16 protein-coding genes are annotated in these 15,383 nt (G+C 39.8%); 12 read left to right on the top strand and 4 right to left on the bottom strand.

All coding sequences use genetic code 11. The annotated features are described in order from the left end of the window. Positions 1–1,866, top strand: coding sequence for an FG-GAP-like repeat-containing protein (locus DRW42_RS12720; protein ID WP_113949207.1), 1,866 nt, complete (start codon positions 1–3; stop codon positions 1,864–1,866). Positions 1,867–1,937: 71 nt separating this feature from the next. Here the strand turns inward: DRW42_RS12720 and DRW42_RS12715 are convergent, their stop codons facing one another. Continuing rightward, positions 1,938–2,375: a hypothetical protein gene (locus tag DRW42_RS12715; protein WP_147243733.1), complete on the bottom strand. Its 438-nt coding sequence runs from the start codon at positions 2,373–2,375 to the stop codon at positions 1,938–1,940. 274 nt (positions 2,376–2,649) lie between these two features. On the opposite strand from DRW42_RS12715, the gene DRW42_RS12710 reads away from it, so the two are divergent. From DRW42_RS12710 to DRW42_RS12695, 4 genes are all read left to right on the top strand, one after another. Beyond that, entirely contained in the window at positions 2,650–3,345 is a 696-nt protein-coding gene (locus DRW42_RS12710) for a LytR/AlgR family response regulator transcription factor (RefSeq protein ID WP_113949205.1), read from the top strand. A 235-nt stretch (positions 3,346–3,580) separates the two neighbouring features. Then, positions 3,581–4,267 carry a phosphonatase-like hydrolase gene (locus DRW42_RS12705; RefSeq protein ID WP_208643555.1) on the top strand — a complete coding sequence of 229 codons (687 nt, stop codon included), beginning with the start codon at positions 3,581–3,583 and terminating at the stop codon, positions 4,265–4,267. 34 nt (positions 4,268–4,301) lie between these two features. Further along, complete coding sequence (locus DRW42_RS12700) at positions 4,302–5,375, top strand: zinc-binding dehydrogenase (RefSeq protein ID WP_113949395.1); 1,074 nt, start codon at positions 4,302–4,304, stop codon at positions 5,373–5,375. After that, on the top strand, positions 5,368–6,600 hold the full coding sequence (locus DRW42_RS12695) for an MFS transporter (RefSeq protein WP_113949204.1): 1,233 nt from the start codon (positions 5,368–5,370) through the stop codon (positions 6,598–6,600). Before DRW42_RS12700 ends, DRW42_RS12695 begins: the two co-directional genes overlap by 8 nt. On the opposite strand, the gene DRW42_RS12690 is transcribed toward DRW42_RS12695, so the two are convergent. Both DRW42_RS12690 and DRW42_RS12685 read right to left on the bottom strand, forming a co-directional pair. Then, entirely contained in the window at positions 6,597–7,214 is a 618-nt protein-coding gene (locus DRW42_RS12690) for a hypothetical protein (protein WP_113949203.1), read from the bottom strand. The genes DRW42_RS12695 and DRW42_RS12690 overlap by 4 nt on opposite strands. A 46-nt stretch (positions 7,215–7,260) precedes the next feature. Beyond that, positions 7,261–7,764, bottom strand: a complete 504-nt coding sequence (locus tag DRW42_RS12685; RefSeq protein ID WP_113949202.1) for a hypothetical protein — start codon at positions 7,762–7,764, stop codon at positions 7,261–7,263. A gap of 86 nt (positions 7,765–7,850) precedes the next feature. On the opposite strand from DRW42_RS12685, the gene DRW42_RS12680 reads away from it, so the two are divergent. The 5 genes from DRW42_RS12680 to DRW42_RS12660 all read left to right on the top strand — a co-directional run bounded on the left by DRW42_RS12680 (position 7,851) and on the right by DRW42_RS12660 (position 12,704). Beyond that, complete coding sequence (locus DRW42_RS12680; RefSeq protein ID WP_113949201.1) at positions 7,851–8,567, top strand: aspartyl/asparaginyl beta-hydroxylase domain-containing protein; 717 nt, start codon at positions 7,851–7,853, stop codon at positions 8,565–8,567. Next, positions 8,567–9,514, top strand: coding sequence for a sulfotransferase family protein (locus DRW42_RS12675; RefSeq protein ID WP_113949200.1), 948 nt, complete (start codon positions 8,567–8,569; stop codon positions 9,512–9,514). The genes DRW42_RS12680 and DRW42_RS12675 overlap by 1 nt, the downstream gene beginning before the upstream one ends. A 326-nt stretch (positions 9,515–9,840) precedes the next feature. Next, positions 9,841–10,794 (top strand): methionyl-tRNA formyltransferase, encoded by a 954-nt coding sequence (locus tag DRW42_RS12670; protein ID WP_113949199.1) that lies wholly within the window; start codon positions 9,841–9,843, stop codon positions 10,792–10,794. A 39-nt stretch (positions 10,795–10,833) separates the two neighbouring features. Beyond that, on the top strand, positions 10,834–11,448 hold the full coding sequence (locus tag DRW42_RS12665; RefSeq protein ID WP_113949198.1) for a phage tail protein: 615 nt from the start codon (positions 10,834–10,836) through the stop codon (positions 11,446–11,448). 92 nt (positions 11,449–11,540) lie between these two features. Then, positions 11,541–12,704: an ABC transporter substrate-binding protein gene (locus DRW42_RS12660; RefSeq protein WP_113949197.1), complete on the top strand. Its 1,164-nt coding sequence runs from the start codon at positions 11,541–11,543 to the stop codon at positions 12,702–12,704. Here the strand turns inward: DRW42_RS12660 and DRW42_RS12655 are convergent. Next, complete coding sequence (locus DRW42_RS12655; RefSeq protein WP_113949196.1) at positions 12,701–13,753, bottom strand: SAM-dependent methyltransferase; 1,053 nt, start codon at positions 13,751–13,753, stop codon at positions 12,701–12,703. The genes DRW42_RS12660 and DRW42_RS12655 overlap by 4 nt on opposite strands. 82 nt (positions 13,754–13,835) lie before the next feature. Between DRW42_RS12655 and DRW42_RS29075 the strand changes: the two genes are divergently transcribed. Next, positions 13,836–15,203: an IPT/TIG domain-containing protein gene (locus tag DRW42_RS29075; protein WP_208643554.1), complete on the top strand. Its 1,368-nt coding sequence runs from the start codon at positions 13,836–13,838 to the stop codon at positions 15,201–15,203. After that, a partial coding sequence (locus DRW42_RS29070) for an IPT/TIG domain-containing protein (RefSeq protein ID WP_425273471.1) occupies positions 15,127–15,383 on the top strand: 257 nt, incomplete at its 3' end. The genes DRW42_RS29075 and DRW42_RS29070, both read left to right, overlap by 77 nt.

The following is a 15,383-nucleotide window of genomic DNA, read 5'->3' as shown; positions in this document are numbered from 1 at the left end:
ATGAAAAAAAATCAGTTACCGGCCACTCGATTCAGAGATCTGGCTTTGGGCTTATTCCTCTCAGGATCAGTTTTTACTGGTTGTAAGGATGCGCAACTTGCCGAAATCGACAAAACCTTTGGTGCAAAACCTAATGCCCTTGCAGCCTCAAATGCCAACCTATTAGCCGGGCAAACCGAAATTAAAGTATTGTCCTTCAACGTGAGGCATAACGATCCGGGCGATCCGCAAACCATTACCCAGCGGCAGAACAACATCAGGCAAATTATTGTAGATAATAATCCGGATGTATTCGGATTGCAGGAGTTTTCTGATAACAGTTTCGAAACCTGGTTTAGAGGGCAAATGGCTACTTTGGGTTATGGCGAATATTACGATACCGCGATTACCGGCACCCCAAAGGCGATCTTTTTTAAAAATAGTCGCTTTACGTTAAACAGCAGCGGTACTTTGGATATTGGTCCAACCAATACCTCAACCTGGGTAATATTAACTGACAAAACAGATTCTCAGAAATATTTCATCAGCAATAGTCACTGGCAGTTCGATTCGCAGGCCGTGCGTATCGATAATGCAAATGCATGGGTGGCAGGTGTGAACCAGAAAAATACCCAAAATCTGCCATTAATCGTGTTTGGCGATTTTAATGCCGTTCCAGGAACTACAGAAATCGGAATTTTAAAAAGCGGTTTGGATGTAGTAGACGCCCTGGGCGATAGCGACGGCGAACCAACATTCCACGGTTGGACGGCTACGGGAACCAATAAACTCGATTGGATGATGAGCGATCGAAACATGGCCTATACCAGCTCTAAAATCATTAAAACCAGCTATGGTGGTTTCTGGCCTTCAGATCATTGGCCGGTAATGGCAAGTTACCTGCCTTCGGTATTTGGTGGTGCGCATGTTGATGCCAATGGATTAAGTGCTGCATCAACTACAAACTTTTATTTTGCCGATGTAAACGGAGATGGCAAAAAAGATAAGATTTACTGGAGATCTAATTTTGATGATGGCAAACCACAGGTTTTTCTTTCAAACGGTAACGGAACATTTGTTTCGCCTGCGGTTAAACATGCAGCAGGTGCATCTACTCTAACCACTACGCGTTACCATTATGCAGATGTAAACGGTGATGGGAAAGCGGATGAAATCCTTTGGGATCCTACAACCAATTCAGGCCGTACACGCGTTTTTTTGGCTACTACTAATGGAAATTTCAGCACAACGGCGATAGAAAATCCCGAAGGTACCAGTGCTGGTAGTACAACGGTATACCATTTTGCAGATGTAAACGGCGATGGAAAAGCAGATAAAATTTATTGGAACGCTACTTTCGATTCGGGCCGTACACGGGTTTATTTAGCTACATCAAACGGGAACTTTAGCAGTACAGTTGTAGCTGGTAGCGAAGGAGCAAGTACTACAGGTGGAACGACTTTTTATTATCAGGATATAAATGGCGACGGCCGGGCAGATAAAATTCTTTGGCACCCCGCTTTAAATTCAGGCAAAGCAATGGTATACCTTTCTGATGGTGATGGAACTTTTACCGCTTCTTCAACTTTTAGCGATAGTGGTGCAACAAGTGTTTCGGATAGTACCAAATTCTATTTTGCCGATGTAAACGGCGATGGCAGGGCAGACAAGATTTACTGGAACCCAACAAACTACCTGGGCAAAATTAAAGTGTACTATGCTACAACATCAGGTTTTGACGGACCAGTTTATTCGCTCCGCGGAACATCCCAGAGTGAAAATACAGTATTTTATTTCTCTGATATCAATGGCGACGGAAAAGCAGACCAGATCCGTTGGAACTATGGAGAAAATAGCGGAGAACTCCGTAATTATTTCGCGAAGTAAAAAAGCTTCAAATTGGTCTTAGCATCCTGCTAAGGCCATTTTCATAAATTTTCTTTTGGTGTTAAACTAGCTTATTTGTTTTTCCTTATTCCAAGCACTGCAGCTGTACTCACGGCAAGTATTAAAAAAGAAATTTCGCCATCAATCGGGCAGGCAATCACTGTAAAGTTGTAAGAGTAGTTCACCGTAGTGTCTGCATAAGTAAATTTATTCACATCGCAACCTATTGCCACATCACCACCGGCATTTGGGTTTGGCCCCAAAAAAAGTGTTTCATTAGCATAACACACAACAGCATCAGAACCAAAAATGTAACGGTATCCGGTAATGGTTTGATCAACAGGGTTGTATCCATCATAAACATTGTGTGTATAATGAGTATACATTATCCCATTTTTCAAACAACCTTTTGGTGGTGGCGGAACCTTTAAAATGGACATTGCCGCGTAACAACTAAAACCTGAAGAAATGAGTAATAATATAAATAACTGGCGTATATATAACTTCATAAAGGTAAACTTTTGCCGAAAGTAAGCCCACCAGATAAGTGAAAAAATAGAGAATCGATAAAAGGGTGTTATTATGCTTTGAATGGGCAGTTTTACTCCATAAAGGAATATGGGTTATCCTTTGATATTAATGTGGTGCTGGCGTTTAGTTGGTTATACTTGTTTAAAACATTATTACTGCCAATCATTACAACGATAAAACATTTCATTCTAACATATTGAAAGGTTTTATTAAAGCAAATGTCTGTTCTTATCAATACTTGATAATTTTGAATTGAACTGCTTAATTGTTGACGATCAGAAAATATTCCGTACCGTGCTGAAAAGGATGTTCGAACTCGATAGTGCATTGGTTTTAGCCGGGGAGTGTAATGATGCTATTGAAGCACATCAACTGGTTGCGGAAAAACAGATCGACCTCATTTTCCTGGATATCAGGATGCCCGGAATGAGTGGGTTAGAATTTGCCAAAATACTGGAAGATAAACGGCCATTGATTATTTTTACAACCTCCATTGCCGAACATGCAGCCGAAGCATTCGACCTTAATGTGGTCGATTTTTTATTGAAACCCATTTCTCCTTCCCGTTTCTTAAAAGCTGTTGAAAAAGCTAAAGAAATTTTTTCCAACCAGAGTATAGCGGTAGATGGCAATATGTCTGATTACGTATTTATCCGCCATTCCAATATTATCAGCAGGTTAAAACTTACCGATATCCTGTTTTTTGAGGCTACGGGCGATTATGTGAAAGTACATACCACAAAACAGCAGTATTCTATCCATTCTTCTTTAAAAACAATAGAACAGAAGTTGCCGCAGAACGTATTTTTAAGGGTACACCGTTCATTTATCATCAATTTAAATAAAATAGACACGGCTGAAGGCAAAACGCTGGTGATCAATCATAACCTGATCCCTGTATCCGAAACCTATAGGGCAGATTTAAATAAAAGAATGACATTTTTATAAACGGTGTAAGGCTGTATTCGACTGTTGTAACAAACTTAACTTAAAACCAGCTTGTTTAAATAAACTTCTCTTATTTCAGGTATGCTTCAGGTTTAAAAGAAATTCATTTTATAAAGCTTAATATAAAATTAACATTGATTATGTATTTTTTGTATAAACAATGTTTAGTTTTGCTAAACAATTTTTTAGCTTTAATTCAGCAAAAAAATAATTAACGCAATTAGCAATATTTGAAATGAAAAAGAATAAAATAGCAATGGTGGTTTTTGATATGGCCGGAACCACAGTAAATGAAGATAACCTGGTGTACAAAACACTTCAAAAGGCCATCAATAACGCTGGTTTTGATTTTAGTCTTGATCAGGTACTGGCCCAGGGCGCTGGTAAAGAGAAAAAACAGGCCATACGTTCAGTATTATCAACTTATGCGGGTGTTAGCAATGAAGATCTTGCCGATAAAATATATGATGAGTTTATTGTGGCCTTAACGCATGCCTATGCTACTGAAGAAATTTTGCCGCAACCTAATGCTGTTGAACTTTTTACAGCGCTTAAAAACAGGAATATTTTAGCCGTGCTTAACACGGGTTATGATAGCGTTACTGCCAATTCGATTATTAAAAAAATAGGCTGGAGCGAAGGAAAGGAGTTTGATGCATTGGTAACGGCTTCTGATGTATCGCGTAACAGGCCTGATCCTGATATGATCCAGTTTGCAATGAAACGTTTTAATATTGCCGACAGCAAGAGCGTAGTTAAAGTTGGCGATTCGGCAATCGATATAGAAGAAGGACAGAATGCGGGCTGTGGCCTTAGTGTGGGGATAACCACAGGTGCCCATACGGCAGCACAACTCTTGGAGGCACAACCTGATTTGATAATAGATGATCTGATCGACATACTGCCTTTAATTGATTGCTGATAAATTCTTCTATACCAGATATAAGATCAGATTTATGGATAAAGCCAGATTAGTAGCTTTTAACGGGCACGGACAGCCCATGGAAGTATTGACAAAAGAGATCCCAACATTGCATAATGGTGAAATTTTGATCAAAAACCTTTACACCACGCTTTGTGGCAGCGATTTGCATACTTTTTGTGGTTTACGGCAGGAGAAGGTGCCTACAGTTTTGGGTCATGAGATTGTGGGCGAAATTGTTGCCTTTTCTGAAACACACCATCAAAAAGATTACCTGGGGAACGAACTGAATATAGGCGACCGGGTAACCTGGAGTATTTTTTCTTCTGATCCTGATTCGGCCATGGCTAAAATCGGGATGCCTCAAAAAGGCGAAAATCTTTTTAAATACGGTCATGCGCAGATTACCGGCAATGATGCGCTGCACGGTGGTCTTTCTACCTATTGTGTGCTTAAAACTGGCACAGCAGTGCTGAAAATTTCTAAAGCCATCCCTTTACCGGTAGCTGCCATTATTAATTGTGCTGTTGCTACGGTTGCCGGTGCAATAAGGCTTGCCGGTGAAATAAGTGGGAAAAAGATATTAATTACGGGCAGCGGCTTGCTCGGTATGGTATGTGCCGCCATGTGTAAAGATGCTGGTGCTGCCATTATCCATTCGGCTGATATTAATGCCCAGCGGTTAGAACAGGCTAAAGCATTTGGCGCAAACGAAACACACCTTTTAACAGATGTTTCGAGTGTTTTACCGGCCGAAATCGACATTGCATTTGATATGAGCGGTTCGGCCGATGCCATGGAAAACAGTATCCAAAAACTGGCCACTGGCGGAACTGCAATCTGGATTGGTGCGGTTTTTAATACACGCAAGGTACAAATCGATGCAGAATCGGTGGTGCGCAGGTTGATTACCATAAAAGGGTTGCATAATTATAATTTCGAAGACTTTGTTTATGCCGTTAACTTTATTACCAGAAATCACCAGGTTTTTCCCTTTAAAAAAGTTGTATCAAAAGAATTTGATCTTTTAAGTGCCAACCAAGCTTTTGAATTTGCGGTTGCCAACAAGCCCCTCAGGGTAGGTATTAATTTAAAGCATCATGGATAAAAAATTCAGGGCACAGCAATGGAAAATGCTGCTAATTACCATGTTCTGTTACCTGTTTTTTTATACCGGCCGGCACAATTTTGGCTGGGCGGCAAAAGGGATGGCAGCCGATCTTCACATTCCATATACTGCTATTGGCTGGATCAGTTTTTCGATGCTGATCGGTTATTCAATCGGGCAGTTGATTAACGGAAATCTGGCCGATCGTTTTAGCGCACGATTAATGGTAACTGTTGGGGCATACCTCTCTATCATCACCAATGTTGCCATTAGCTTTGCCGGAAGTGGAACCGTAATTATGATATTATGGGCCTTAAATGGTTATTTTCAATCGATGGCCTTTGCGCCGGGCGCCAAGCTGATTAATAACTGGTGGAGTGAAGAGGAACGGGGTAAGGCCTTTGGTTTTTATACCATGGCAGCAGGCTTATCATCAGTAGTAACTTACCTGCTCTCGATTATATTATTGCAGCAGGGTTACGAATGGCGCATGTTATTCAGGCTGCCTGTTTTACTGCTATTGATTTCGGCCACGGCCTTTTTAATTATTGCCCGCGATAAACCAGGGGCTGCAACAGATGAACAGGTAAAAAAACAGCCTGAAGTTAGCTGGGTAGACCGCTACCGGATGGTTTTGGGAAATAAAAGATTTATGGTTGTTTCGCTTGGTTTTGGCTTTGAGAGTATGGCCAGGTATGGCCTTATTTTTTGGGTTCCGGTTCATTACCTTGGCGGAAACTGGAAAGATAATCCCGGCAATTTGTGGGTAACCTTTTTATTGCCTGTGGGGATGTCCGCCGGTGCATTAACTTTCGGGATGTTATCTGATAGTTTATTTAAAAAAGACCGTGTTAAAGCTATTTTTTTCGGCATGTTGGTAAGTGCCGTTATTGCCATCCTGATATACATTTCGCCTGTGCATAACCTGCTTTTAGGTAGTATACTGATGTTGCTGGCTGGCTTTTTTGTTTATGGTCCGCAGGCCTGTTTTTTCCCACTTAGTCCCGATTTACTTGGGAGTAGCCTTACCGGTACAGGAATAGGGTTTATGAATATGATCGGCTATCTTTTTGCTGCTTTTGGAGAGCCTTTACTGGGTTTCGCTATTGATACGACAGGGAGCACCAATAGTATTTTTATCGTTATCTCAGTGCTTTGCCTGTTATCGGTAGCTTGTGTTGGAGCGGTAAAATATATGAAACAACCTCTGGTTAAAACTGCTTAAACTACCTCAAGATCTGATAATCCCTGTTTAATCATTTCCATTGTTTGCTGCCTCAGTTGATGATTGCCACGGTTTAAAGCCAGTAAAAGAGCAAATTTCTTTTTCAGGTATTTTGCTGCATGTTTGATGTCGTATTTCATCGTCCAGGCGATGTTATCAATTAAATCGGCATATTTTACGGTTTGTGCGGTTGTACTTACAGTTTGGAGCCTTTTGCTTTCCAGTTTTTTCCTTTCCTTTTTACTTAATTTAGGATAGGCAGCTTTTGTGAAGACATCTGTCAGCTCAATTACGTTCTGTACTATAAATTTGGCAACATCAAGACTATAACCAAAGCCTGTTAACGCTTCTTGCAGTTCGGTACTGGTGGTATTTGTATCTTCCAGCAGATCATGGCAAAGGCCGATTTCGTAGCCGTATTCTGCAGCACTTTTTGCCAATAGAGCTACCTTTTTTAAATGATCAAAATAGGGTAGTCCGGTGTTTCTAATCAGCTGATTTTTATGTTTTTCTGCTACCCAAATTGCTAATCGTTCCGAACCTGTCATTAATTTCAATATTATAAAAAAGATAATAATCAGTATAGCAACATTGAATGTTACTAAAATGTTCATTTTTTAATATGCTGAAATCTAAAGGAATAAGTTTTGCATAAAAAAGCTATCCTGGTCTTTGCGTACAAAGCCACTTTTGCATTACGGGGTATGGCTCCTGATGAAGTATTTTTGCCTGTTTTTCATCATAACTCATTCCGAGCCATTGTAAAAGGGGCACGGCAATAAACCTCGATTCTTTAAAATTTTCTATAATCGATTCCGAAGCATCTTTATAACCATCTTCATGAAATACCACCCTGGCATCTATACCCAGATAAATACATGCAGCGTACGACCATGCAATGGCCATAAGCTCACCGCCATTATGTAAATCGCCGCTGGGCAGGTTATCACTCATCTCACTTCTGATATTTGGAGGCATACAGGCTAAGTGGCCAGCCTCATGCAAAATATCGCCCGGGTAAAGTAATTTTTCTATATCTACAATAAGTACTCCTTTACGCAGTTTAAGCCCGGGTAAAAACGTTTCGCCGGTTATTGGTTCAAGGTTATAGTTGATGCCGATATCGGCTAAGAAAGAGAGTATAAGATTGGTATTGTGTTCCATGTTAATTCAGATTCAATATGCTAATTTAAATGATAAAAAATATGCATGCCATAAATCTGGTTTAAAAATTTGCAGATTAATAAACAATGTCTAATATTACAGAAAATCATCCCACCGTGACCAGATATATTCAGTTTAACCAGCAATATGATGTTCAGCTTCTCAAAAAAGAGCTTGCTATAGCCATGACTTTAGATTGGAAAGATCATTTTAACACAAAAGATTATGATGGAAGCTGGCAAAGTATATCACTGCAATCGGCAAGTGGAAAGGAAGACGATATTTTGTCTAACTACGGTGTAGAGGGCTACAAAGAAACAGCTTTGCTAAAAAAGCTGCCCTATATCAAATCTATACTCGATTGGTGGCAATGCCCTAAAGAATCGATCAGGCTGTTGGCCTTGCACCCGGGTGCTGAAATTAAACCCCACAGGGATAGGGGCTGCAATTATGTTAATGGTGCATGTAGAATCCATATACCTATTCAAACCAACGAACAGGTGGAGTTTATTGCCTGTGATGACCAGTTGGTGCTTAAAGAAGGCAGTTGCTGGTATATTGATTTCGACCAAACCCATGCCATTAAAAATAATGGCGAAATAGTAAGGGTTCACCTGGTGATAGATGCTTTGCGCAACAGTTGGACGGATGAAGTTTTTATTGCACATGGTTATGATATGTCAGCTGAGCAAAAGGAACAGCAGATGGATAGAGAAAGTACGTTAAAGGTAATAGAAGAATTGGAACGGCTAAATACTCCAACATCAAAACAACTGATTCAAGATCTGAAAAAAACGATCTGATGGAAATATTGCATAATTGGATTCCCTATAAATTAGAAAAGCAGGATGGCCTATGGCAACTGCGTTGGATGGATCTTGGTGACAGGCACATCGCCGAACCATTTTTTGATGAAACCATAGGGATCTGCTTATCTAAGATGAGTGAACGTTCGAAGTACAGATCAATAAGCGATACCGGTTTTTTACTCGAATCATCAACTAAAATCGAAGCAGTAACGCCAACAGCCTTTATATTTCATGTATCCCGATGCGGATCCACTTTACTATCGCAGGCATTATCAACCGATCAAGATAATATTGTTTATGCAGAGGCTCCCTTGCTTGATGAAATTTTGAGAGCACCGCTACAAGATGAAAATTTAAAGGAAGCAGAAACCGAAAAGTGGTTTAAAGCTGCACTGAAAATAATGGGGCAAAAGCGTAAACACGGGTATGAACAGTTATTTGTAAAGCTTGATAGCTGGCACATTCATTTTTATCCCCTTTTAAGAAAGTGGTTTCCTGATACACCATTTTATTTTCTCACCAGAGAACCTGATGCAGTTATTGTTTCGCACCATAAAAGGAGAGGGATACACGCTATACCAGGTTTAATAGAAGCTGATCTCCTTAAGGTAAAATTAAGGGAGGAACATTATAGCGATTTTAATTTCTTTACGGCTGAAGTACTCACAGCTTATTACAGGGAACTTTACAGTTTAGTTTTAGAAAACAACCCGCTCAACCATTTTTATGATTATAGTTGGGGGATGGAAAATCTGCTTACTCATTTTTTTGCATCAATAGGTAAGGAAAATGCAAAAGAAAATGAAATGAAAAAACGGCTAAGCTTTCATAGTAAATATCCTGACCAGCCTTTTAATGAGGAAACTAAAACCGACCTGCCCGAATATCCAGAAGTCAATTCAGCCTACTGGCATTTGATCAACACATTAAGAGTAAAATAATGCCTGATGAAGAAACACTTACATTACATTTTAATATCAGGTTTGTATTTGTTTTGAGTTAAATACGGGGTGTTTATACGTTAACTAAAAATGTCGTTATGTGTAGTATTAATTATTTTTTTTAGTAAGATCAGTTAGTTTTAAATATTCCCTGTGTTTTTTAATGGAGTTTGACAATTGTCAATAAAAAAAAATGACTCAAAAAGCTTTTCTTGAGGGTTTAGATGCATAATTTAATTTTTTGATGAAAAATACTTATAAATAAGGATTGCTTTATATTAGTTTTTTGTCTGATATTTACAATACAAATCATCCAAAGTTCCGTAGTGAAAATCTTAATACTCTCAAACCATATAGCGGCGTTGCCCACTATAAATGCCCTATTTGAAAAAAAGTGGCTAGAGTGTGTCGTAACTTCAGGTAATCAGCTGATTAAAAATGAGATACATGATTTCTGTGATTTAAAAGGCATAGCATGTTATGAAGTAATTACGCAAACGTCTTTTTCTGAACAAGTTCACGATCTTATAATTTCTACAAAAGCCGATTTGGTGCTGGTATTTGGATTTTCGAAAAAGATACCCAATTCGTTATTAGATTTACCTCCTTTAGGCTTCTTTAATGTTCATTTTAGCCTACTTCCTGCATATCGCGGGCCAGCGCCTTTATTCTGGCAAATTAAAAATGGAGAAACTTTTACGGGAATTACTATCCATAAAATAAGCAGTAGCCTTGATAGCGGGCCGATACTCCATCAGCAGCAAGTTCAGCTTCGGGCAGAAGAAAGTTTTGGGGCATTGAATCATAGGCTAAGTCTTATAGCTGTAAGTATTATTGCTGAAGCATTCGATATGCTTAATAATAACGATTACATGCTGACAGATCAAAATGAGCATCTTTCATTCACTTTACCTTCCGTAAATCAACAAGATTTGATTATTGATTGGGAGAATCAGACCGCTGCAGAAATTATGAATTTAGTTAATGCCTGTAACCCTGTTTATAATGGGGCTATCGCATTTCTAAACGGGCAGGAAGTTTCGATAGTTGAGGTTTCTCCGGCAATTATAAATGATGTAAGTGGAGAAGAACCAGGTACAATCGTTTTTGCTGACGGGAATTATGGTTTATTCGTGGCCTGTAAATATGATAGTTTTTTAAGGATTAATGTGGTTAGGAACAACGAATCTATTTTATCCGGTCATAAATTGGTTGCTTTAGGCGTAAAGACCGGCGCACGTTTTAGCAATAACATTCAGGATCAAATACTTAATAATTAATAAAACAATAACTATTTAAACCTTTAAACAACTAAAATTATGGAAGATTACATGGGGATGGTAAGAATGTTCGCGGGTACTTTTGTGCCACGTGGATTTGCAGGCTGTAATGGACAGCTACTTTCAATTGCATCAAATTCAGCGCTTTATTCTTTGCTTGGTACTGCTTTCGGCGGTAACGGACAAAGCACATTCGGCTTACCCAACCTTGCTGGACGAACTGTAATTGGTGCAGGCACATTAGGCACTACAACCTATCCTTTCGGCAGTGTTGGAGGAAATTCTCAGATAACGTTAACGATCTCTAACATGCCTATTCACACTCATGGTGCCGCATTTACAGGTAATAGCGTTAGCATTCCTGCACCAGCTGTAATGGCCTCTAGTGCTGTAGGAACTGCTGCGATTCCTTCAACGTCGGCCAATACGCTAGCGCAAATGGTTGTTCCTCGTACTGCTGGCATTGGTTTATATAACAATGCAACTCCGGATATCAATCTGAATGTTGGTTCTTCCAGTGGAAGTTCGATCACACCAACAGGTAATGTAACTGTAGCTGTGGCAGGTGGCAGTCAGCCTTTTAGTATTTCAAATCCTTATACCGCATTAACGGCATTAATAGTAGTAGAAGGTATATACCCAAGCAGAAACTAAAAATTCATAAAGTGACCAGCCTGCAACTAACGGTTGGTCATTTTATTGACTCAAATTAAGTAAAGTAATATTTTTTTATTAGCGTTTTCCTCATGATACCTCCTGTTAAGATTGGTTTTATATCCACTTATTCTTCTATTTATCCAGATCATGCAAACAACATTGTAAATGGTTTATTTGCAGGCTTGTGTAGGGATATTTATACCCAGAAGGATTATCAGTTTATACCAGAATATGTTGGTCAGGGAAAAGAGTCCGATGTAAAGCAAGCAGCACAAAAACTGCTTAATTTTCATAATGTGGATATTCTAATGGGCTATATAAGTTATAGGGTCATGCCAGAATTGATCCCATTAATTGAAAAGCGTCAAAAACTTGCTTTTTTCTTTGATATGGGTGAATATCTTCCATCTATAAGTTATACCAGTCCTAATATATTTCACAGCAGTTATCAATTATGGCAGGGAGAATATGCGCTTGGTTACTGGGCGCAAAAATATTTTGGTGATAATGGCGCTGTTATTATGCCTCCTTACGATGGTGGTTATCATCTGGCTTCTTCTTTTAGGCATGGTACAATTGCTGCGGGATCTAAATTGATAGACTTTCATATTCTTTCATTAAATCATAATGAACCTCATGCACTTAATGTGGAGGTTTTACTCAATAATATTGAAAAAGCCCCGCCAGCTTATTTACATGCTTTGTTTTCGGGGCCTCAGGCCGCAGAATTTATCAGGGCATTTTATGATAGGGGCCTGGATAAAAAGGTGCCTTTATTACTTTCCGAACCCATGTGTTTTACTGACGTGCTTAAAGAGATAAATGGATTCCCTTTATCTTTTTATTCCTATTCGCAATGGTCAAGAGAAATGGCCGGCGATATTAATGATGCCTTCGTTCGGATCGTGGAAGGACAATCTGGCAGAGAGGCTGATGTATTTTCATTATTGGGATTTGAAGCGGGCATGACCCTTAAGGAAATGGAACCCGCCATACAGCGCCGCGATTGGAATAAAGTGATGGAACATTTGCGGACGGATAAAAAGAAAGGACCACGTGGCGATGTTAATTTTTATCCAAAATCTGGCTTTTTATTACCAGATGTAGATATCGTTAAAATTAATGTATCGGGATCAAATACCCATAGGGTTGTGGTTGAACAGGGTAAACGACTGGCATTTGATGATGCTATTTTTACTGAAATACATGAAGAAAATTTGAGTGGTTGGCAAAACCCATATTTATGCATTTAACCGCATGTAATACGGGGATCATTATCCATTTTATAATAAAAAGATAACCCCGATTGAAGGATTCGATCATTTAAAGGAGACAAATAATCCTTCTCTGTTAAAATGGATTCGTCCTCAGTTAAGGTAATGTCTTTATAAACCTGTATTTCGGTAAGCAGAAGCAAGGCTGTGTACTCCGCTTTAAAATTTTCAGGGTCAATTTTCTTCAGGAAAAGAAGATGATCAGAATTTGTTCTTTTAAATATTGTAACAGAGTGTTTATTAATGGCCATCAGGTTGGTAATCTTTTCGCGAAATGCAGCATTGTGTTTTCTGGTTTCTGCATCAAGGAAATATTCGAAAGCTGGATTTTTTTCTTCGTCCCATTTAGATTGGTATAGATCAACGCGTATTTCTTCAGGGATAAAAGCCCCGTCTGGTTTTAAAAACTGGCGAAGATGATTAAAAATAGCTACCTGAGGTTCTTTGCGCAGGGCTTTATCCATCGTTTCAGAAATGATAATATCATAGTTGATATGATCATCAGGAATAAAGAGGGTTGCATCTGCTTTGATATAACCATTAAAATAAGCCTCAAGGTTAAATGCTGAGATCAGTTTATTAACTGCATCCAGAGATGATTGGTGGATATCAAGCAAAGTAACCTGGATTTGATGTGCAGAAAATACGGTAGTTAAAGGCAATATAAGCGATGCATACGGGCCAGTTCCTGCATATAAAATCTGTAAAGGTTTCTGATTGCCTTGATTGAGCTTATCATCGATGAGTTTTTTAATGCCAAGTGTGAATTTGTAGGAACGAAGGTAATCGAGAAAGCAGTAAGCAGCCATATATGGGTTTACGCGTGTACCATTTTCGCTCAATTCTTCAAAAACTTCATCTGTATCAGACGGTGCAAGAACACCTTCAATAGCAGTGAGTTTTGAATAGAGGTGATGTAATTCGTTAACAGTTTCAATTACTTCAGGAGTAGCAATTACACCTGTTAATTTTTTAGAATATAATTCAAATACCGTTCGATGATTCAAGGATTCTTTTGAGACAGACATGGTGTTAAGTTTAGATAAAGTGCAATAATAAAAGAAATATTCAAAATTATTTTGGATAAATATATATGATAAAGTGTTAAATATGATGAGAAAATTTTACTTATTAATTTGTTTGTTGATTGTTCAGATAGCTGTGTATGGGCAGACAAGAACACTCGATTTTACTAATATATCAGGTGATCCGGTCAACGGGACGAAATTGGGAACAACGTCTTTTACGCAGACTACTGCAGCTCAGGAAAGCTGGACATTTACAATGTCGGCCAATAGCCCGGGATTTTGGACATATAACGATCAGGCGCTTTGGCTTCAATCGGGCGACCCAACGCCTACAGCCACCGGTAATGCTAAAACATCCATAAAGCGGGCAGATGGTCAGAATTTTAATTTTAAGACAATTAATTTTTTCACTTTTAGCCAGGATCAGTATATCAGGATAGAAGGTAAAAAATCAGGTACGGTTAAATATACTCAAAACGTATATCTGGCCAATGCAAATGTAGCATATCCATATAGTTTAACAGGGTGGAGCGATATCGATGAAGTTTTATTGACCATTACTACAAATGCTCAATTTCCAAATAATACTAACGCTGCCGATTTCTATGTGGGCATAACCAGTTTTACATACGACCCTTCTCCACGAATAACGACTAATACTGCAAATTCTATAGCAGCTACTTCTGCTACATTTAATGGGAATTTGGTTAGTGCTGGTTTTGCAACCATCACAGAAAAAGGGTTTGTTTATTCAACAAGCCTTAATCCTACAACTGCCGATACCAAAAGGATAGTTGCTGGAACTGCACTAGGTGCATTTACCTATAATGAAACAACACTATCAAGTTCTACAACTTATCATGTACGCGCTTATGCCATAAATAGCGTTGGTACTTCCTATGGTGCAGATCAACTATTTACCACTTTAGCACTACCAACAGTAACGGCTTTGAGCCCAACCAGTGGCCCAACCAGCGGAGGCACTAGCGTAACCATTAATGGTACCAACTTCAGCGGTGCGACTGCGGTAACCTTCGGCGCTACGGCGGCTACTGGCATCAACGTCAACTCGGCAACACAGATCACGGCGACCGCACCGGCGGGAACAGGTATGGTTGATGTACGCATCACTACACCAGGTGGCACCAGCGCCACCAGTGCCAGCGACCAGTTTACCTATATCGCTGCGCCAACGGTAACTTCTTTGAGCCCAACCAGTGGCCCAACCAGCGGAGGCACTAGCGTAACCATTACCGGCACCAACTTCAGCGGTGCAACCGCGGTGAGATTTGGCGCTACGGCGGCTACAGGCTTTACCGTTAATTCGGCAACACAGATTACTGCGACCGCACCGGCGGGAACAGGTACGGTTGATGTCCGCATCACTACAACTGGTGGCACCAGTGCAACCAGTGCCNGCGACCGCACCGGCGGGAACAGGTACGGTTGATGTCCGCATCACTACAACTGGTGGCACCAGTGCAACCAGTGCCAGCGACCAGTTTACCTATATCGCTGCGCCAACGGTAACAGCTTTGAGCCCAACCAGTGGTCCTACCAGCGGAGGCACTAGCGTGACCATTAATGGTACCAACTTCATCGGTGCGACTGCGGTAACCTTCGGCGCTAC

Source organism: Pedobacter miscanthi (assembly GCF_003315595.1).
In the GTDB taxonomy this organism is placed as follows: domain Bacteria; phylum Bacteroidota; class Bacteroidia; order Sphingobacteriales; family Sphingobacteriaceae; genus Pedobacter; species Pedobacter miscanthi.
The sequence above is the reverse complement of the archived record's forward strand: the minus strand, read 5'-3'. Positions and strand labels throughout refer to the sequence as shown.